Genomic DNA, 18,536 nt, shown 5'->3' on the forward strand with positions numbered 1-18,536 from the left:
ATGTGTTTCAAGCCTTGGGAGGAGGCTTATTCCCCCTCCCGGCCATGGACTCAGCGCGGGCTTTAAGCCCCATGGCACAAAAAATGATGGAGCGGTTTACCTCAAGCCAGTGGTTTGAGACCCATGCCCACCAGAAAAGTTTCGGAGGATTTGTCGCGCGATGCCTTGGGCTTGAGCGGTTTGACGGTTTTGAAACGGCTCTTGAAAAGCGCTACCAACTCGCCATAACCGCTACCGTGGAACAGCTTGACCACCAGCGCACCCTCGGGCTTCAGGTGCTGGCAGGCGAAGTCCACGGCAAGCTCCACGAGATGCGCAATGCGCGCCGTGTCAGCCGAATCAATTCCGGACAGGTTGGGCGCCATGTCGGACACCACCACATCCACCGGCCGCCCCTGCAAAGCGCCTTCCAGCTGCTGCAATACCTCGGACTCCCGGAAGTCTCCTTGCAGGAAGGTCACGCCCTCGACCGGCTCCATCGGCAAGACGTCCAGCGCAATGATGCAGCCATTGAGTTGCCCGGCCGCTGCACCGGTAGGAGACAGGCGCCTGCGTACATACTGGCTCCAGGCGCCTGGGGTGGAGCCCAGATCCACCACCGTATGGCCCGGCTTGATCAACCCCAGCTGCTCGTCGATCTCCTTGAGCTTGTAGGCCGCGCGGGCCCGATAACCCTCTTTGTGGGCCAGCTTGACGTAGGTGTCATTGACATGGTCGTTCAACCAGGCCTTGTTGACCTTCTTGCTTTGGGTTTTTACTTTCATACGGCTCCATTGTCTCTCGACAATCGGTACCGCCGATTGCGTCCGGGGCTCATTTCGCGAAGCGACACGAAGATGCGCCGCAACCAGCCGCAGACATAATACGGCCATGTCCCAAATTCAACTGACTCCCGCAGAGCGCCGGGAACATCGCGCCAATGCCCACCACCTCGACCCCGTGGTCCTCGTGGGAGGAGATGGCCTGACCCCCGCAGTGCAAAAAGAAATTGATGCCGCCCTGAACGCCCATGGGCTGATCAAGGTGCGCATCTTCAACGACGACCGGGCCGCACGTGAGCTGATATACCAACAACTCGCCGCAGACCTGAACGCCGCACCCATCCAGCACATCGGCAAGCTTCTTGTGCTCTGGCGCCCGCAGCCCGCCAAGGAACGCACGCCCGACGAAGACCGCATGCCCGGCCCACGCGACGTCAAGGTGCTCAAATACAGCAAGCGCGGTGGCCAGCGGCCCGAAATCAAGCAACTGCGCGTGCTGGGCAACCAGCGCCTCACGCCCGGCGGGCAGATCAAGCGGGCCAAGAAGCCCAAGCTCAAATCGGTCAAGAAACGCCAGGCTGACTGAGCCGCATGACAGCCGCAGTATCGGCGCATGAGCGCCACGTCATCTGCATGAAATGGGGCACGAAATACGGCCCCGAATATGTCAATCGCCTTTACGCGATGGTGCGACGCCACCTGAGCGGAGATTTCCGTTTCGTCTGCCTCACGGACGACAGCACAGGCATACGCAGCGAAGTGCAGTGTTTGCCCATCCCGCCCCTGGATTTGCCCGCCGGCATTCCGGAACGGGGCTGGACCAAGCTGGCCACGTTCAGCGCCGATCTGCACGGACTGCGGGGCACTGCGCTGTTCCTGGATGTGGATGTGGTGATTACCGGTAGCCTGGATGAGTTTTTCACCCAGCCCGGTGAGTTTTTGATCATCCACGACTACAAGCGGCCTTGGCGCATCACCGGCAACTCGTCTGTGTACCGGTTCGAACTGGGCGCCCACCCGGACGTGCTGGAATATTTTCGGGGCCATTTCGACACCATTCGTCAGCAGTTTCGCAACGAACAGGCTTACTTGTCAGATTTTCTGCACAAACAAGGCAAGCTGCAGTACTGGCCCGCCGCATGGTGTCCGAGCTTCAAATACCACGGCATTCCCCGCTGGCCCACCAATTACTGGAAGGCCCCCTTCGTTCCACCAGGCGCGCGCATCGTGATCTTTCATGGGGAGTGCAACCCCCCGGATGCGCTGGCAGGGCGGCGCAATCGCCGTTTTCGCTACATCCGCCCCGCCACCTGGGTGGCCGAGCACTGGCACGAGTGACCGGGGAACACGGCGGCAGAGACTGCTGCTGCCTGAAAAGGCCCTGAACCGGGCCTTGTCAGGTGGGTGCTGGCGTGGCCCGCAAGGTTCGCCAGAGCACCACCAGGGCACAGCACCACTGCAGGGCATACATCACGCTACCCACCGAGTGCCACAGGCGCAGATCCTGCCGGGCGACAATGCGAGGCGCCACACCAAACTGGACCAGCAAGGCCAGCAGCAACCCGCCAACTATAAAAACCATAGCTGCTTGCGCCCATGGATATTGGGTTACCTCGCCTTTTGGCCTTGACATCAGCAGCAACAGCACGCAACACACCACCGTCACCCAGGTCTGTGCGGCAAACAGCCGTGCCGCCATGCCGCCCGCCATTGCGGGAGAAGGCAAGTGCGCAAACAGCAGCGGCACGACCAAGAACCCGATCGTTGTCAGGCTGCCCCACCACAGGGCGGCCAAAAGTGCAGGAAGGCGGCTGAGCATGGCGCCTGGCGTCACAGGTAGCTGACAGCCACCACTTCGTAGCGCCGCACACCGCCCGGCGCCAGCACTTCCGCCGTGTCGCCCTCTTCCTTGCCAATCAAGGCCCGGGCAATCGGGCTGGAGATATTGATCAGGCCTTGCTTCAGGTCGGCCTCGTCCTCGCCCACGATCTGGTATTTCACCGTGTCGCCAGACTCTTCGTCTTCCAGCTCGACCGTGGCGCCAAAGACCACCTTGCCACCGCCGTCCACGCCGCTCGGATCGATGACCTGCGCGACCGAGAGCTTGCCCTCGATTTCCTGAATGCGCCCCTCGATGAACCCCTGGCGGTCCTTGGCGGCATCGTAGTCGGCGTTTTCGCTGAGGTCGCCCTGCGCGCGCGCTTCGGCAATGGCCGTGATCACGGCGGGCCGCTCCACGGTCTTGAGGCGATGCAGCTCTGTCTTGAGCTTTTCAGCGCCGCGCTTGGTAATGGGAATGGTGGCCATTCTGTTGAGTCTCCATCAATCAAAACGGTGAAGCGGCACAGCAGCCCCACCGGTCAGTCACCCGACATGGCCACGGAATTTCCGTGCCAATGCCACTGGCGACCCTACAAAAGGAAACCGCCGCACGTTGCCGCGCGGCGGTGTCTGGTCAGCGGCAGATTATGCCGCGTTTGCCGGGGCTCAGGCCACCAGCTGGGCGTGCAGCTCCTGCACCGAATACACATCGAGCTTGTCGAGGAACTTCATGCCCTCGACGGCGGCTTCGGCACCAAAGATGGTCGTGAACGTGGTCACGCGCGCCAGCAGCGACGACGTGCGAATGGCACGCGAATCGGCAATGGCGTTGCGCCGCTCTTCCACCGTGTTGATAACCATGACAATCTCGTCGTTCTTGATCATGTCCACGATGTGCGGGCGACCTTCGGTCACCTTGTTGACCACCTGCACCGGCACACCAGCCGCCTCAATGGCCGCCGCCGTGCCCTTGGTGGCCACCAGCTCGAAGCCCAGGGCCACGAGCTGGCGTGCGATGTCCACGGCGCGTGCTTTGTCGCTGTTCTTCACGGTGAGGAAAACCTTGCCCGAGGTGGGCAGCTTGGTGCCGGCGCCGAGCTGGCTCTTGACGAAGGCTTCGCCGAAGGTCTTGCCCACACCCATGACTTCGCCGGTGGACTTCATCTCGGGGCCGAGGATGGTGTCCACACCGGGGAATTTGACGAACGGGAACACGGCCTCCTTCACGCTGAAATATGGCGGCGTCACCTCCTTGGTGATGCCTTGCGAGGCCAGTGTCTGGCCTGCCATGCAGCGTGCCGCCACCTTGGCCAGCTGGATGCCCGTGGCCTTGCTCACGAAGGGCACCGTGCGCGAGGCGCGCGGATTCACTTCGAGCACGTAGATGATGTCCTTGCCGTCGGCTTCCTGAATGGCGAACTGCACATTCATCAGTCCCACCACATTCAGGCCCTCGGCCATCGCGGCCGTCTGGCGCTTGATTTCATCCACCGTGGCCTTGGACAGGTAATACGGCGGCAGCGAGCAAGCCGAGTCGCCGCTGTGCACGCCGGCCTGTTCGATGTGCTCCATCACGCCGCCAATGAAGGTCACGCCGGTCGAATCACGCACGCAGTCCACGTCGCACTCGATGGCGTTGGAGAGGAAGCGGTCAAGCAACACGGGCGAGTCATGGCTCACCTTCACGGCCTCGCGCATGTAGCGCTCGAGGTCGCGTTGCTCGTGCACGATTTCCATCGCGCGGCCGCCCAGCACGTAGCTGGGGCGCACCACCAGCGGGTAACCCAGTGCGGCGGCCTTTTCCAGGGCCTCGGGCTCGGTGCGCGCCGTGGCATTGGGCGGCTGGCGCAGTTGCAGCTCGTGCAGCAGCGCCTGGAAGCGCTCGCGATCTTCGGCGGCATCGATCATGTCGGGGCTGGTGCCGATGATGGGCACGCCTGCGGCTTCCAGATCGAGTGCCAGCTTCAGCGGCGTCTGACCGCCGTACTGCACGATCACGCCCACCGGCTTTTCCTTGTCGACGATTTCCAGCACGTCTTCCAGCGTGACGGGCTCGAAATACAGGCGGTCCGAGGTGTCGTAGTCGGTCGAAACCGTTTCAGGGTTGCAGTTGACCATGATGGTTTCATAACCATCCTCGCGCATGGCAAGGGCCGCGTGCACGCAGCAATAGTCGAACTCGATGCCCTGCCCAATGCGGTTGGGGCCACCGCCCAGCACCATGATCTTCTTGGCGTTGGTTGGCTCGGCCTCGCACTCTGCGACGCCGCCGTAGGGCGCGACCTCGTAGGTCGAATACAGGTAGGCCGTGTTGGTGGCGAACTCGGCGGCGCAGGTGTCCACGCGCTTGTAGACAGGGCGCACCTTGAGCGCGCGGCGCGCTTCGCGCACGGCCTTTTCCGTGGTCTTGAGCAGCTTGGCCAGACGGCGGTCGGAAAAGCCCTTCTGCTTGAGCGTGTGCAGCGTGGCGGCATCGAGTGCAGCCAGGGCTGCATCGCCCTTTTCCACTGCCAGCTGGTCCAGCTCCAGTTCGATCTTTACGATCTGCTCGATCTGCACGAGGAACCACTTGTCGATCTTGGTGAGGTCGAACACCTCGTCCACCGACAGGCCCATGGCAAATGCGTCGCCCACATACCAGATGCGCTCGGGGCCGGGCTCGCCCAGCTCCTTTTCCAGGACTTCGCGGTCCTGGGTCTTTTCGTTCATGCCGTCCACGCCCACTTCCAGGCCGCGCAGGGCTTTCTGGAACGATTCCTGGAAGGTGCGGCCCATGGCCATGACTTCGCCCACCGATTTCATCTGCGTGGTCAGGCGGCTGTCGGCCGTGGGGAATTTTTCGAACGCGAAACGCGGGATCTTGGTGACCACATAGTCGATCGAAGGCTCGAACGACGCGGGCGTGGCGCCACCCGTGATTTCGTTCTTGAGCTCATCGAGCGTGTAGCCCACGGCCAGCTTGGCCGCCACCTTGGCAATCGGGAAACCCGTGGCCTTGGAGGCCAGCGCGGACGAACGCGACACGCGCGGGTTCATCTCGATCACGACCATGCGGCCGTCTTTGGGGTTGATCGAGAACTGCACGTTGGAGCCGCCCGTGTCCACACCGATCTCGCGCAGCACCGCCAAAGAGGCGTTGCGCATGATCTGGTATTCCTTGTCGGTCAGCGTCTGCGCAGGGGCCACGGTGATCGAGTCGCCCGTGTGCACACCCATCGGGTCCAGGTTCTCGATGGAGCAGATGATGATGCAGTTGTCCGCCTTGTCGCGGACCACTTCCATCTCATACTCTTTCCAGCCGAGCAGCGACTCTTCGATCAGCAGCTCGTTGGTGGGCGAGGCTTCCAGACCGCGCTTGCAGATGGTCTCGAACTCTTCAGGGTTGTAGGCGATACCGCCGCCCGTGCCGCCCAGCGTGAAGCTGGGGCGAATGACGGTGGGGAAGCCCACGCTCTTTTGCACGGCCCAGGCCTCGTCCATGCTGTGGGCGATGCCGGAGCGCGCGGAGCCCAGACCGATCTTGGTCATGGCGTCCTTGAACTTCAAGCGGTCTTCGGCCTTGTCGATGGCTTCAGGCGTCGCACCGATGAGCTCGACCTTGTATTTGTCGAGCACACCGTTGTGCCACAGGTCGAGCGCGCAGTTGAGCGCGGTCTGGCCACCCATGGTGGGCAGAATCGCGTCGGGGCGCTCCTTGGCGATGATCTTCTCGACCGTCTGCCAGGTAATGGGCTCGATGTAGGTGACGTCGGCCGTGGCCGGGTCGGTCATGATCGTGGCGGGGTTGCTGTTGATCAGGATGACCTTGTAACCCTCTTCGCGCAGCGCCTTGCAGGCCTGCACGCCGGAGTAGTCGAACTCGCAGGCCTGGCCGATGATGATGGGGCCGGCGCCGATGATGAGGACGCTTTGGATGTCGGTGCGCTTTGGCATTATTTTTTCTCCTGGGCCGTGGCCATCAATGCCGTGAAGCGGTCAAACAGGTAGGCAATATCATGCGGGCCGGGCGAAGCCTCGGGGTGACCCTGAAAGCAGAACGCCGGCTTGTCGGTGCGCACCAGGCCTTGCAGCGTGCCGTCGAACAGGCTGATGTGCGTGGCACGCAGGTTGGCGGGCAGCGACTCCATCTCCACCGCAAAGCCGTGGTTCTGGCTGGTGATGCTGACGCGGCCCGTGTCCAGGTCTTTCACCGGGTGGTTGGCGCCGTGGTGGCTGTGCTGCATCTTGAACGTCCGGGCGCCCGAGGCCAGGGCCATGATCTGGTGACCCAGGCAGATACCAAAGGTAGGAACGCCACTCTCGATGATCTGTTGCACCGCGGTGATAGCGTAGTCGCAAGGCGCCGGGTCGCCAGGGCCGTTGGACAGAAACACGCCGTCGGGGTTCATTGCCAGCACTTCGGCGGCTGGCGTTTGGGCAGGCACCACCGTCAGTTTGCAACCGCGCTCTGCCAGCATGCGCAGGATGTTCAGCTTCACGCCAAAGTCGTAGGCCACCACATGAAAGCGGGGCGACTCCTGCTTGCCGTAGCCCGTGCCCAGCTTCCACTCGGTCTGTTCCCAGGGATATGCAGCGGCGGTGGTGACCACCTGGGCCAGATCCAGGCCCTTCATGCTGGGCGCCGCCTTGGCAGCGGCCAGCGCGGCGTCGATGTGCGCCTGCGTCACGGTTTCACCGGCCGCCAGGCCGACGATGGCGCCGTTTTGCGCGCCTTGGCTGCGCAGCAGGCGGGTGAGTTTGCGGGTATCGATGTTGGCAATGGCCACTGTCTGCTCGCGCACCAGGTACTGCGAGAGGGTTTCGGTCTGTCGGAAATTGCTGGCCAGCAGGGGCAGGTCCTTGATGATCAGGCCTGCGGCATGGACCTTGTCAGCTTCGATATCCTCGGTGTTGACGCCGTAGTTGCCGATGTGCGGATACGTGAGTGTCACGATCTGCTGGCAATAGCTGGGGTCGGTGAGGATTTCCTGGTAGCCGGTGATGGAGGTGTTGAACACCACTTCGCCGACGGTGGTGCCGGTGGCACCAATCGAATTGCCGATAAAGACCGTGCCGTCTGCGAGCGCCAGGATGGCGGAGGGGAATTTTCCCTGTAGAGACAAAAGCACTGGATTCTCCGGATGGTTACGGTCGCCCGGTGCCTGCAGGCCGCTCGCGCAACGAATGCCGGCGGCTGCTCTCAGATGGGTTGTTGCTTTGGGTGCGATCGGGCGACGCTGTTGCGAGAAAAGCCCCTGATTATACCCGGCGACACTCCGTTCCGAATGCCCTCATGCCGCTGTGCAGCATCTGCGCGCGGGCTGCTGCACTGCGCCCAACGTGCTTCCTTTTCCAGCCTGACCCGCCGGCAAAGTTCAAATTTCAGCGCACGGCGCCGCTGGCATGCAGGCAAATGGCTGCGGCGGCGGCCACATTCAGTGACTCCTCGCCGCCCGGCTGCGCAATGCGTATGCGCAGGGCGGCCTGCGCCTCCAGCGCGGGGGAAACGCCCTGCCCTTCATGGCCCAAGACCCAGGCGCAAGGCCAGGGCAATGCGGCGCGGTGCAAAAAATCCCCGGCGTGCGAGCTGGTAACCAGCAGCGGCACATCCAGAGCGTGCAAATCATCCAACGCGAGCCCCTCCACCAGATCCAGCGCAAAATGCGCGCCCATGCCCGCGCGCAGCACCTTGGGGGCCCACAGCGCCGCACTGCCCTTGAGCGCCGCCACCTGCCGAAAGCCAAACGCCGATGCGCTGCGCAGGATGGAACCCACGTTGCCCGCATCCTGCACGCGGTCCAGCACCACCGTGGCCACACCCGACTGCAGCGCCCTTGGCGCGGCGGTGTCCACCAGAAAACCCATGGCCGCCGGCGACTCCAGACCACTGATGTCGGCAAACAAGGCATCGGCAACTACTATTACTTTAATAGCTGCTTTCGCATATACAGCGGGGGCTATAGGCCAAAAAGACTCTGAAAACACTGCAATGGCGGGCTGCACGCCGCGCTGCAGGGCGGCGCTGCACAGGTGGTCGCCCTCCAGCCAGACCCGGCCCTGCTTGCGGTAGGCCGTGCTGTCCTGCGACAGCCGACGCAAGTCTTTGACAAAAGCGTTGTCACGCGAGTGAATGACGGTCAGGGGAGCGGAGGTCATGCGGTGTCCGGGGCGGGCAATGAAAAGGCAAGCGGCAACAAGGAACTCAGACCAGCACCTTGGCCACGGGTGCAAAGCTGCGCCGATGGTGAATGCAAGCGCCGTGCTCGCGCAGCGCAGCCATGTGCACGGCGGTGCCATAGCCCTTGTGCCCGGCAAAGCCGTATTGAGGGTACTGCTCATCGACCTGCACGCACCAGCGGTCACGGTGCACCTTCGCCAGAATGGATGCGGCCGAGATGGCGGGAACCAACGCATCGCCTTTGACAATGGCCTCGGCGGGCATGTCCAGCATGGGCAACCGGTTGCCGTCCACCAGAACCATCTTTGGCTTGAGCCGCAGGCCCATCACGGCGCGGCGCATGGCCAGCAGCGTGGCCTGCAGGATGTTCAGGCGGTCGATCTCCTCGACGCTGGCTTCAGCGATGCTGCAACACAGCGCCCGTGCGCGGATCTCGTCAAACAGGGCCTCGCGCCGCGCGGCGGTGAGCTTTTTGGAGTCGGCCAGGCCGGCAATGGGATGGAGGTCATCCAGGATGACCGCAGCCGCCACCACGGGCCCGGCCAGCGGGCCACGGCCAGCCTCGTCCACACCGGCGACCAGACCGGGGGGATGCCAGGGCAGGCTGGCCTGTTCAGGCGCCAAGGATTTTGCGGATCGCATCGGCAGCCAGTTGGGACGTGTCGCGCTGCAGGCTTTCGTGCAGGGCAGTAAAACGCTGCTCGAGCGCGGTGATTTTTTCACTCTGGTGCGCGCGGGCGTCGAACCACTGCAGCGTGGCCGCGCAGAGCGCCTGCGGCGTGGCCGCATCCTGAATCAGCTCGGGCACGACAAAATCGCGGCAAAGAATATTGGGCAGCCCCACCCAGGGCTGCAGTTGCTTGCGCCGCATGAGCCACCAGCTCAAGGGGTGCATGTGATAGCCAATCACCATGGGGCGCTTGAACAGCGCAGCTTCAAGCGTGGCAGTGCCGCTAGCGATCAGCGTCACATCACAGGCAGCTAGCACGGTGTGTGATTGGCCGGTGACGATCTGCAGCGCATCGCCCAGTCCGCTGGCATGGGCCAGCTGCTCAATGCGCTCACGCAGGGTGGGCACGGCAGGCACTATTAATTTGATAGCTGAACGCGCTTTAAGGATAAGCGCTGCAGCCCGAAAGAAGGGCAAGGCGATGTATTCGACCTCGGCCGACCGGCTGCCCGGCAAAATGGCCAGCACCTCATCGCCATCGTGCAGCCCCAGTTGCGCCCTGGCGGCATGGCGGTCTGGCACCATGGGGATCACACTTGCCAGCGGATGCCCCACATAGGTCGCGGCAATGCCATGCTGGGCCAGCAATTGCGGCTCGAAGGGAAAGATGCACAGCACATGGTCTGCACTGCGGCGGATTTTTTCGACCCGATCAGCCCGCCAAGCCCAGATCGAAGGGCAGACAAAATGCACGGTCTTGATGCCGGCAGCGCGCAGGTCGGCCTCCAGGCCCAGGTTGAAATCGGGCGCATCCACGCCAATGAACACATCGGGCCGGTCTTGCAGCAAGCGCGCGCGCAACTGCTTGCGAATGCTCAGGATGTCGCGCAAACGGCGCAGCACCTCCATGCTGTAGCCATGCACCGCCAGCCGCTCGCTGGGCCACCAGGCCGTGAAGCCCCGGCGCGCCATCTGCGGCCCGCCAATGCCCTGCCCCTGCAACCCGGGCCACTGTGCCTGCAGGCCATCCAGCAGCAGCCCTGCCAGCAGATCACCCGATGTTTCGCCCGCCACCATGGCAACGCGGGGGGATGCATTCATCAGCGGCCCTTCAGCGCGCGATGCCGCGCGTGGCGTCGGCCAGGAACTGCTCCATCATCGCCACGTCGCCAGCAGCCTCCGGCACCAACTGCACCAGGTCAGCGATGGATACACGCGCGGCCTCCAGCGTGAGGCCCTGGCGATAAAGCAGCTTGTGCATCTGTTTGACGGCGGCCAGCCGCTCTGGCGAAAAGCCCCGGCGACGCAGCCCCACCACGTTGTAGCCGCGCACGGCCAGCGGGTTGCCGTCCACCAGCATGAACGGCGGCACATCTTGCGCCACCGCACTGGCAAATCCCACCATGGCGTGCGCCCCCACCTTTACAAATTGGTGAATGCCGGTGAGCCCGCCCACCGTCACCCAGTCACCCAGGTGCACATGACCGGCCAGCGTGGTGTTATTGGCCAGCGTGGTGTGGTTGCCCACATGGCAATCGTGGGCGATGTGAGTGTAGGCCATGATCCAGTTGTCATCACCCACGGTAGTGATGCCGCCGGCCTGAGGCACCCCGAGATTCAGGGTGCAGAACTCGCGGATGGTGTTGCGGTCGCCTATCACCAGCTCGGTGGGTTCGCCCGCATACTTTTTGTCCTGGGGAATCGCGCCAATGGAGTTGAACTGGAAGATATGGTTGTCGCGGCCCAGCGTGGTGCGCCCGTCGATCACGCAGTGCGGGCCCACGGTGGTGCCCGCCCCGATGACCACATGGGCACCGATCACGCTGTATGGCCCGATGCTGGCCGTCGCGTCGATTTCAGCGCGCGGATCGACGATGGCTGTGGGATGGATGTTGCTCACGGCTTGCAAAGGCGCACTCAGCCAACGCTGCGCATCGTGCACATGAGTTCGGCCTCGCAGGCCACTTCCTCGCCCACACGCGCCACGCCCTTGAACTTCCAGATGCCACCACGCACGCGGTCGATCGTGATTTCCAGGATCAACTGGTCACCGGGCTCCACCGGGCGCTTGAAACGCGCACCGTCGATGCCGACAAAATAGTAGATGTTGTTTTCATCGGGCACCTTGCCCATGGCGTCAAACGCCAGCAGACCCGCCGCCTGCGCCAGCGCTTCCAGAATCAGCACCCCCGGCATCACAGGGTGTCCGGGAAAGTGCCCCATGAAATAAGGCTCGTTGAACGTTACGTTCTTGATCGCCTTGATGCGGGTGTTGCTCTCAAGCTCGATCACCTTGTCCACCAGAAGAAACGGGTAGCGGTGAGGCAGTTGCTTGAGAATTGCGTGAATATCCATCATCGAGTTGTTCTTCCGTTCATGCTGCCTTGAGAGCCTGCTCCAGCGCCTTGACGCGCTCTCGCAAGCCGTACAGTTGTTTGAGTGTGGCAGCGTTTTTTTCCCAGCGCGCATTGTCGTCGATGGGAAACATACCGGTGTATTGACCCGGCTTGGTGAGCGAGCGTGTGACAACCGTGGCTGCAGAGATGTGCACGTTGTCGGCCAGTTCGAGATGGCCCAGGACGATGGCACCGCCACCGACAGTGCAGTGCGCGCCAATGGTGGCACTGCCGGCCACCCCCACGCACCCGGCCATGGCCGAATGCTTGCCAATGTGAACGTTGTGGCCGATCTGGATCAGGTTGTCGAGTTTGACGCCGTCTTCAATGACGGTGTCTTGCAGCGCACCACGATCAATGCAGGTGTTGGCGCCAATTTCCACGTCGTCGCCAATGCGCACCGCACCCAGCTGTTCAATCTTGATCCATTCACCGCCCTGTGGCGCAAAGCCAAAGCCATCGGCGCCTATCACCACACCCGCGTGCACAATGCAGCGCGCGCCAATGTGGCAGTTTTCGCCCACCGTCACACGCGACTTCAGCACCGTGCCTGCACCAATGTGCGCGCCGCGCTCCACAACGCACAGCGGGCCCACCGACGCACTGGGATGCACGACCGCGCCGACATCCACCACGGCGCTGGGATGCACGCCGGATTGCACGGCAGCACCATGGTGCTGCCGCCAAAGCTGCGTGACCCGTGCGAAATAGACGTAGGGGTTGTCCGCCACAATGCATGCCCCCCGCGCCAGCGCAGGCTCGCGCATGGCGGGCGCCACAATGACACAGGCCGCCCGAGAGGCGGCCAGTTGCTGCTGGTAGCGCGGGTGGCTCAGAAAACTGATGTCCCCTGGGCCGGCGGTTTCGAGCGGCGCGATCCGGAGCACCGCGGTGTCCCGCAGCCCTCCTTCCAGCGATCCGCCCAGCGCGTCAACAATGTTCCCAAGGAGCAAGCTCACGCGCCACCCACCCTGCGCCGCAGCTCACTTGCCTGCAGCATTCAGCGCCTTGATCACCCGGTCAGTGATGTCGTGCTTGGGGTTGATATAGACGGCTTCCTGCAGGATGACGTCGTACTTCTCAGCTTCGGCAACCTGCTTGACCACCTTGTTGGCACGCTCGAGAACCTGGGCAAGTTCTTCGTTCTTGCGCACGTTCAGGTCTTCCTGGAACTCACGGCGCTTGCGCTGGAACTCGCGATCCTGGTCCACCAGCTGACGCTGGCGCGTGGTGCGCTGGCTTTCGGCCATGGTGGGAGCCTCGCGCTCGAATTTTTCGGTGGCGGACTTCAGGGCATTACCCGACTCGATCAGTTCCTTCTCGCGACGGGAAAACTCCTGCTCCAGCTTGGACTGGGCCGCCTTGGCGGTAGTGGCCTCGCGGAAGATGCGGTCGGTGTTGACGAAACCGGCCTTGAACTCTTGTGCCTGCAGCGCAGGGGAAGCCACGGCCAGCGCGCTCAGCAGCAGGGCCAGTGTGAAATGACGGGAAAGTGATTTCATTAGAAGGACGTACCAATCTGGAATTGAAGTTTCTGAATTCTATCGCCGGCGAACTTGCGCACCGGTTGTGCATAGGCAAGACGCAGCGGACCCAAGGGAGAAATCCAGCTCAAGCCCACACCCGCTGACGCGCGCATGTCGCTGAAACTGACCTTGTCATTTTCACCATACACATTGCCCACATCCACAAAGGTGAACAGGCGCAGCGTGCGGTCATTGCCAGCGCCTGGAAACGGCACCATCAGCTCGGCATTGAGCGTGACTTTCTTCGGCCCGCCCAAAGAGGCGCCCGTCACATCGCGCGGTCCCAGGGTGCCTTGGTCAAAACCACGCACTGAACCCAGGCCACCGGAGTAGAAGTTCTTGAACACCGGAAACGGACGACCATTCATGCCCTTGCCATAACCCAGCTCGCCATTGAAGGCCACCGTGAACCGCTTGTTCAACGGGATGTATTGCTGGTACTGGTAGTTCGCCCGCAGGTAGCGCGCGTCACCCGCCACAGACCATTCGGAATTGAGCCGCTGGTAACGACCCGAATTTGGAGCCAGCGCGCTGTCACGGTCATCGCGCGACCAACCGATGGTCAGGGGAATGGAGCTGCTACTGAAGCCGTAGGTGTCTGCGTAGGCAAGGTACGCGGCCGGGATGTTGGTGCCGGGCTTGATCTTGGTCTGCTCTATGCCGCCGCCGAAGAATACGGTATCGGTCTCACTGAAGGGCACCCCGAAACGCATGGATGCACCCGTAGTGACCAGCTGGTAATTGCCACCCTGATCTTCATAGGGCTTGTCGGTGCGGTAGTAAAGGTCCAGCGTTCGAGAGATGCCATCCTGTGTGAAGTACGGGTTGGTGGTGCTGAACACCAAAGTACGGCGGTACTTGCTGGTGTTGACATCCACCCCCAGGTAGTTGCCTGAACCGAATACGTTTTCCTGCTTGACGGCAAATGACAAGGACACCTTTTCAGCGCTGGAGAAACCCGCACCGAGCTGCAAAGACCCGGTGGGTTTTTCGGCGACGCTGATCACAAGGTCAACCTGGTCCGGCGATCCGGGCACTTCCTGGGTTTCGATTCCCACCTCGGTAAAGTACCCGAGACGGTCCACACGGTCCCGCGACAGGCGGATCTTCTCGCCGTCGTACCACGAAGACTCATACTGCCGGAATTCGCGGCGCACGACTTCATCACGGGTGCGGTTGTTGCCGCTCACATTGATGCGCCGCACGTAAGCCCGGCGGGCCGGTTCGGCCTGAAGCACCAGCGACACGCGGTTGTTTTCGCGGTCAATGTCCGGCACCGCCTCGACACGCGCAAACGCAAAACCGAATCGACCAAAGTATTCGGAGAAGGCCTTGGTAGTTTCGGTGACCTGATCAGCGTTGTAGGGCTCGCCGGGACGGATGGCGACCAGCGATTTGAACTCGTCTTCACGATCGAGGTAGTTGCCTTCGAGCTTGACTCCCGACACCACAAACCGCTCGCCTTCGGAGACATTGACCACAATGGAAATGTCCTGCTTGTCGGGCGAGATGGCCACCTGGGTGGAGTCCACGCGAAACTCAAGGTATCCGCGCTGGAGATAGTAGGAACGCAGCGTCTCCAGATCGGCATTGAGCTTTGCGCGGGCATAGCGATCCGACTTGGTGTACCAACTCAGCCAGCCGCCGGTGTCCTGGTCGAACAACCCCTTGAGCGTGGACTCGCCGAAAGCCTTGTTGCCCACAATGCGCACTTCCTTGATGCGCGCCGGCTCACCCTCCACCACCGTGAAGGTGAGGTTGACACGGTTGCGCTCAATGGGCGTCACGGTGGTAACCACCTCGGCCCCGTACAGGCTCTTGTTGATGTACTGGCGCTTGAGTTCCTGCTCGGCCCGGTCGGCCAGTGCCTTGTCATAAGGCCGGCCTTCTGTCAGCCCCACGTCGCGCATGCTCTTCTTGAGGGCCTCCTTGTCGAACTCCTTGGTGCCCGCAAATTCGACATCGGCAATGGTGGGACGCTCTTCGACCACGACGACCAGCACGTTACCAGTGGCCTCCAGCCGGACGTCCTTGAAAAGCCCCAGACCAAACAGGGCCCGAATGGCGGCGGCGCCCTTTTCGTCGTTGTAGTCATCGCCCACGCGCAGTGGCATGGATGCGAAGATGGTGCCGGGCTCCACACGCTGCAGCCCCTCCACCCGAATGTCCTGCACCTTGAAGGGCTCCAGGGCCCACGCCGCATTGGCGACCAAAACCATGGCGGCAACGGCCGATGCAGTGCGCACGCCCAGGCGATTGATGTGTTTTTTCATGAGTGAAGCGGGAGCCGCAAGTCGCAGGGAAATGCAGCAAAAAGTTTAGCCAAAGAGCCGGGTGATATCGTTGAACAGGGCAATGGACATCATGAGAAGAAGAACCGCCACGCCACCGCGCTGCAGGTGCTCCATCCACGCATCCGACACCTTCCGGCCCGTCACGCCCTCCCAAAGATAATACATCAGGTGCCCACCATCGAGGACAGGCAAGGGCAGCAGGTTCAGCACCCCAAGGCTGACGCTGATGAGCGCCAGGAAAACCAGATACTGAGTAAAGCCCATGCTGGCCGAGCGGCCCGCGTAGTCGGCAATGGTGAGGGGCCCGCTCAGGTTCTTCAGCGACGCCTGACCCACGACCATGCGGCCCATCATCCGCAGAGTCAGGACAGACACATCCCAGGTACGCGCTATGCCGTTCCACGCCCCTTCCAGCGGGCCGTACTGCACCGTGACAAACTCGGGCGGCGCGCCGACATAGGCGCCGATGCGGCCCACACTGCCGGTTTGTTCCTTGTGAACGTCGGGCATCACGTCCACGGTCATCTGCTGGCCGGCGCGCTCGATACGCCAGGGCTGCACTACGGCCGAGTCGTCGCGCACGGACTGGCGAATCAGCTCACGCAGCTGCTGGCCATCCACCACCTCCACTGCGCCTATTTTCTGTACCACGTCGCCTTGGCGGAGTCCCGCGCGCTGCGCAGCGCTATCGGCCATGATTTCACCCAGCACGGGCCGTGTCCAGGGGCCTAGAAGCCCCACCTTGCGAAAGAGTTGCGCATCTGCTTCGCGCGCATCGATCTGCTCCATGTCAAGCAATACCTCGCGGTGCAGAGCTCCAGGCGTCGGTTCAACCTCCAGCCGGACCCGTTCGCCTTCCAGGGCGCCGCGGGTCAACAACCAGCGCAGGTCTTCAAAAGAACGCACTGGCTCCAGTTCGCCCGAACCGAGGGCCGCACCGTGCACCAGCTCCCCGCCACGCAGACCTGCAGCCTGCGCTACCGAGCCCGCTACCGGGCTGGCCAGCAGCGCTTTGGGCTCCTGGACACCGCTCCAGTTCACCACCGAATACAACAGCACTGCCAAGAGCAGGTTGGCAATGGGGCCCGCCGCCACGATGGCTGCGCGCGAGCGCAAGGGCTGCGTGTTGAAGGCAAGATGCCGCTCGGCCTCGGGCACGGGCGCCTCACGCTCATCGAGCATGCGCACATAGCCGCCCAACGGAAACGCGCTCAAAACAAACTCGGTGGGCGAGCCCTTGGGTTGCCAGCGCAGCAGAGGCTTGCCAAAACCCACCGAGAACCGCAATACCTTGACACCGCACGCCACGGCCACCCGGTAATGCCCATACTCATGGGCGGCGATCAGCAAGCCCAGGGCAACAACAAAAGCGACGAGGGTCAGCAGCATGCGAAAACTCCGTGAATCAACCGCACTCAGGCCGCCAGTCGGCCGATGGCCTGCTCGGCAACACTGCGCGCCTGGGCATCCAGGGCCAACAAGGCATTGAGCGAATCGGGGTTCGAGGGAGAAACCGCCTCTAAAGTTGCAATATTGAGGTGGTGAATCTGATCAAACCGGATACGACGCTCTAGAAAGGCCGCCACCGCCACCTCGTTGGCCGCATTCAGGACCGCTGTGGTGCCCTGCGGAGCCGCCAAGGCATCCCACGCCAGCTGCAATCCAGGAAACCTGTCGCGATGCCCATGGCCATCAATGGCCTCGAAAGTCATGGCCGAGAGTGCGTGAAAATTCAGCGCTGCGGCCCCTGACTCAACCCGCTCAGGCCACGCCAGACCATAGGCGATGGGCACCCGCATGTCGGGGGTACCCAGCTGCGCCACCACCGAGGTGTCGCGGTACTGCACCATGGAGTGGATGATGCTTTGGGGGTGGATCACCACATCCAGCTGCACCGGAGCCAGACCAAAGAGATAGCGCGCCTCAATCACCTCCAGCGCCTTGTTCATCATGGTCGCCGAATCCACCGAAATCTTGCGCCCCATGTTCCAGTTGGGATGGGCACAGGCCTGCTCTGGCGTGACATCACGCAGCGAATCAGGCGTGCGGGTACGAAACGGCCCCCCCGATGCAGTCAGAATGATTTTTTCTACCCGCTGCGTCCAGGTGGCCGGATCTTCGGGCAGGGACTGAAAGATGGCCGAATGCTCGCTGTCGATCGGCAGCAACGTGGCCGCCCCTTCGCGCACCGCGTCCAGAAACACGTCGCCTCCCACCACCAGCGCTTCCTTGTTGGCCAGCAAAAGACGCTTTCCTGCCCATGCCGCAGCGAGACACGGCGCCAGCCCTGCCGACCCGACAATGGCTGCCATGACCGTGTCCACATCGTCGTTGGATGCTATTATTTCAAGAGCATCTGGCGATTGGAGGACGGTGGTTTTCAGCCCATTTGCCTTGATTTTTTCGGCCAGCAGGCGGGCATGGGGAGCGCTGGCCATCACCGCAAAGCGCGGACTGAATTGAGCGCACTGCGCCAGCATGAGATCGACCTGGGTGGCGGCACTCAGGGCAAACACCTCAAAACGGTCGGGGTGGCGCGCCACCACGTCGAGTGTGCTGGTTCCAATCGAACCAGTAGAGCCCAGAACAGTGAGTCGTTGTTTCATAGAGGTGTTGTGAGGCGGGTCAGCATCAGGGCCAGTGGAAGCGTTGGCAACAAGGCATCCACCCGGTCCAGCACTCCGCCATGACCCGGCAGCAGGCCGCTGCTGTCTTTCACGCCTGCGCTGCGTTTGATGAGCGACTCCACCAGGTCACCCGCCACGCTCATGGCCACCATGAACAGAACCGAGATCACCAGCAGCCATCCACCCTGCTGTGCCAGACGGCTGTAGAAACTGGGCACAGCGGCTTGCCAGTGGGCATCTGCGGCTGTCCAGACAAATGCCAGCACAACCACGCCCGCCAGCCC

General features: G+C 62.5%; 18 protein-coding genes. 2 read left to right on the plus strand and 16 right to left on the minus strand.

Translation table 11 applies throughout. The annotated features are described in order from the left end of the window. Positions 1–101: 101 nt before the first annotated feature. Complete coding sequence (locus tag DTW89_RS08650; protein ID WP_114655650.1) at positions 102–764, minus strand: RlmE family RNA methyltransferase; 663 nt, start codon at positions 762–764, stop codon at positions 102–104. Between the two features lie 106 nt (positions 765–870). Between DTW89_RS08650 and DTW89_RS08655 the strand changes: the two genes are divergently transcribed. Beyond that, positions 871–1,347 carry a YhbY family RNA-binding protein gene (locus DTW89_RS08655; RefSeq protein WP_111864440.1) on the plus strand — a complete coding sequence of 159 codons (477 nt, stop codon included), beginning with the start codon at positions 871–873 and terminating at the stop codon, positions 1,345–1,347. Between the two features lie 5 nt (positions 1,348–1,352). Next, positions 1,353–2,099, plus strand: a complete 747-nt coding sequence (locus DTW89_RS08660; RefSeq protein ID WP_024814654.1) for a hypothetical protein — start codon at positions 1,353–1,355, stop codon at positions 2,097–2,099. A 58-nt stretch (positions 2,100–2,157) separates the two neighbouring features. Here the strand turns inward: DTW89_RS08660 and DTW89_RS08665 are convergent, their stop codons facing one another. From DTW89_RS08665 to DTW89_RS08735, 15 genes are all read right to left on the minus strand, one after another. Next, the gene (locus DTW89_RS08665) at positions 2,158–2,580 is read right to left on the minus strand and encodes a DUF4149 domain-containing protein (protein ID WP_024814653.1); all 423 of its coding nucleotides are present in this window, start codon (positions 2,578–2,580) and stop codon (positions 2,158–2,160) included. Positions 2,581–2,591: 11 nt separating this feature from the next. Beyond that, positions 2,592–3,068, minus strand: coding sequence for a transcription elongation factor GreA (gene greA / locus DTW89_RS08670; RefSeq protein WP_024814652.1), 477 nt, complete (start codon positions 3,066–3,068; stop codon positions 2,592–2,594). Between the two features lie 180 nt (positions 3,069–3,248). Further along, positions 3,249–6,515 (minus strand): carbamoyl-phosphate synthase large subunit, encoded by a 3,267-nt coding sequence (gene carB, locus DTW89_RS08675; RefSeq protein ID WP_114655651.1) that lies wholly within the window; start codon positions 6,513–6,515, stop codon positions 3,249–3,251. After that, entirely contained in the window at positions 6,515–7,690 is a 1,176-nt protein-coding gene (gene carA / locus DTW89_RS08680) for a glutamine-hydrolyzing carbamoyl-phosphate synthase small subunit (protein WP_024814650.1), read from the minus strand. The genes carB and carA overlap by 1 nt, the downstream gene beginning before the upstream one ends. Before the next feature lie 253 nt (positions 7,691–7,943). Next, a complete protein-coding gene (locus DTW89_RS08685) occupies positions 7,944–8,717 on the minus strand; it encodes a TrmH family RNA methyltransferase (RefSeq protein WP_024814649.1) in 774 nt (257 codons plus the stop codon). A gap of 46 nt (positions 8,718–8,763) precedes the next feature. Continuing rightward, positions 8,764–9,381 carry a ribonuclease HII gene (gene rnhB / locus DTW89_RS08690; protein WP_114655652.1) on the minus strand — a complete coding sequence of 206 codons (618 nt, stop codon included), beginning with the start codon at positions 9,379–9,381 and terminating at the stop codon, positions 8,764–8,766. After that, on the minus strand, positions 9,353–10,510 hold the full coding sequence (gene lpxB / locus DTW89_RS08695; protein WP_114655653.1) for a lipid-A-disaccharide synthase: 1,158 nt from the start codon (positions 10,508–10,510) through the stop codon (positions 9,353–9,355). The genes rnhB and lpxB overlap by 29 nt, the downstream gene beginning before the upstream one ends. A gap of 10 nt (positions 10,511–10,520) precedes the next feature. After that, the gene (lpxA, locus tag DTW89_RS08700; protein ID WP_114655660.1) at positions 10,521–11,309 is read right to left on the minus strand and encodes an acyl-ACP--UDP-N-acetylglucosamine O-acyltransferase; all 789 of its coding nucleotides are present in this window, start codon (positions 11,307–11,309) and stop codon (positions 10,521–10,523) included. Positions 11,310–11,326: 17 nt separating this feature from the next. After that, complete coding sequence (fabZ, locus tag DTW89_RS08705; RefSeq protein WP_024814645.1) at positions 11,327–11,767, minus strand: 3-hydroxyacyl-ACP dehydratase FabZ; 441 nt, start codon at positions 11,765–11,767, stop codon at positions 11,327–11,329. 16 nt (positions 11,768–11,783) lie between these two features. Further along, positions 11,784–12,764: a UDP-3-O-(3-hydroxymyristoyl)glucosamine N-acyltransferase gene (lpxD, locus tag DTW89_RS08710; RefSeq protein ID WP_114655654.1), complete on the minus strand. Its 981-nt coding sequence runs from the start codon at positions 12,762–12,764 to the stop codon at positions 11,784–11,786. Positions 12,765–12,788: 24 nt separating this feature from the next. Further along, the gene (locus DTW89_RS08715) at positions 12,789–13,307 is read right to left on the minus strand and encodes an OmpH family outer membrane protein (protein WP_114655655.1); all 519 of its coding nucleotides are present in this window, start codon (positions 13,305–13,307) and stop codon (positions 12,789–12,791) included. Then, positions 13,307–15,604 (minus strand): outer membrane protein assembly factor BamA, encoded by a 2,298-nt coding sequence (bamA, locus tag DTW89_RS08720; RefSeq protein WP_114655656.1) that lies wholly within the window; start codon positions 15,602–15,604, stop codon positions 13,307–13,309. Before bamA ends, DTW89_RS08715 begins: the two co-directional genes overlap by 1 nt. A gap of 45 nt (positions 15,605–15,649) precedes the next feature. Continuing rightward, positions 15,650–17,014: an RIP metalloprotease RseP gene (gene rseP, locus DTW89_RS08725; protein ID WP_114655657.1), complete on the minus strand. Its 1,365-nt coding sequence runs from the start codon at positions 17,012–17,014 to the stop codon at positions 15,650–15,652. Positions 17,015–17,040: 26 nt separating this feature from the next. Next, positions 17,041–18,231 (minus strand): 1-deoxy-D-xylulose-5-phosphate reductoisomerase, encoded by a 1,191-nt coding sequence (ispC, locus tag DTW89_RS08730; RefSeq protein WP_114655658.1) that lies wholly within the window; start codon positions 18,229–18,231, stop codon positions 17,041–17,043. Then, positions 18,228–18,536, minus strand: a 309-nt coding sequence (locus DTW89_RS08735; protein WP_147277640.1) for a phosphatidate cytidylyltransferase, incomplete at its 5' end; no start/stop codon positions are given. The genes DTW89_RS08735 and ispC, both read right to left, overlap by 4 nt.

Origin of the sequence: Acidovorax sp. BoFeN1, assembly GCF_003345135.1 — a bacterium.
GTDB classification, from domain to species: domain Bacteria; phylum Pseudomonadota; class Gammaproteobacteria; order Burkholderiales; family Burkholderiaceae_C; genus Acidovorax; species Acidovorax defluvii.

What these genes read in the sequence shown, in the direction of transcription:
- DTW89_RS08650 (WP_114655650.1), bottom strand. Translation starts at nt 764, where the DNA reads ATGAAAGTAAAAACCCAAAGCAAGAAGGTCAACAAGGCCTGGTTGAAC.
- DTW89_RS08655 (WP_111864440.1), top strand. Translation starts at nt 871, where the DNA reads ATGTCCCAAATTCAACTGACTCCCGCAGAGCGCCGGGAACATCGCGCC.
- DTW89_RS08660 (WP_024814654.1), top strand. Translation starts at nt 1,353, where the DNA reads ATGACAGCCGCAGTATCGGCGCATGAGCGCCACGTCATCTGCATGAAA.
- DTW89_RS08665 (WP_024814653.1), bottom strand. Translation starts at nt 2,580, where the DNA reads ATGCTCAGCCGCCTTCCTGCACTTTTGGCCGCCCTGTGGTGGGGCAGC.
- greA (WP_024814652.1), bottom strand. Translation starts at nt 3,068, where the DNA reads ATGGCCACCATTCCCATTACCAAGCGCGGCGCTGAAAAGCTCAAGACA.
- carB (WP_114655651.1), bottom strand. Translation starts at nt 6,515, where the DNA reads ATGCCAAAGCGCACCGACATCCAAAGCGTCCTCATCATCGGCGCCGGC.
- DTW89_RS08685 (WP_024814649.1), bottom strand. Translation starts at nt 8,717, where the DNA reads ATGACCTCCGCTCCCCTGACCGTCATTCACTCGCGTGACAACGCTTTT.
- rnhB (WP_114655652.1), bottom strand. Translation starts at nt 9,381, where the DNA reads ATGCGATCCGCAAAATCCTTGGCGCCTGAACAGGCCAGCCTGCCCTGG.
- lpxB (WP_114655653.1), bottom strand. Translation starts at nt 10,510, where the DNA reads ATGAATGCATCCCCCCGCGTTGCCATGGTGGCGGGCGAAACATCGGGT.
- fabZ (WP_024814645.1), bottom strand. Translation starts at nt 11,767, where the DNA reads ATGATGGATATTCACGCAATTCTCAAGCAACTGCCTCACCGCTACCCG.
- DTW89_RS08715 (WP_114655655.1), bottom strand. Translation starts at nt 13,307, where the DNA reads ATGAAATCACTTTCCCGTCATTTCACACTGGCCCTGCTGCTGAGCGCG.
- bamA (WP_114655656.1), bottom strand. Translation starts at nt 15,604, where the DNA reads ATGAAAAAACACATCAATCGCCTGGGCGTGCGCACTGCATCGGCCGTT.
- rseP (WP_114655657.1), bottom strand. Translation starts at nt 17,014, where the DNA reads ATGCTGCTGACCCTCGTCGCTTTTGTTGTTGCCCTGGGCTTGCTGATC.
- ispC (WP_114655658.1), bottom strand. Translation starts at nt 18,231, where the DNA reads ATGAAACAACGACTCACTGTTCTGGGCTCTACTGGTTCGATTGGAACC.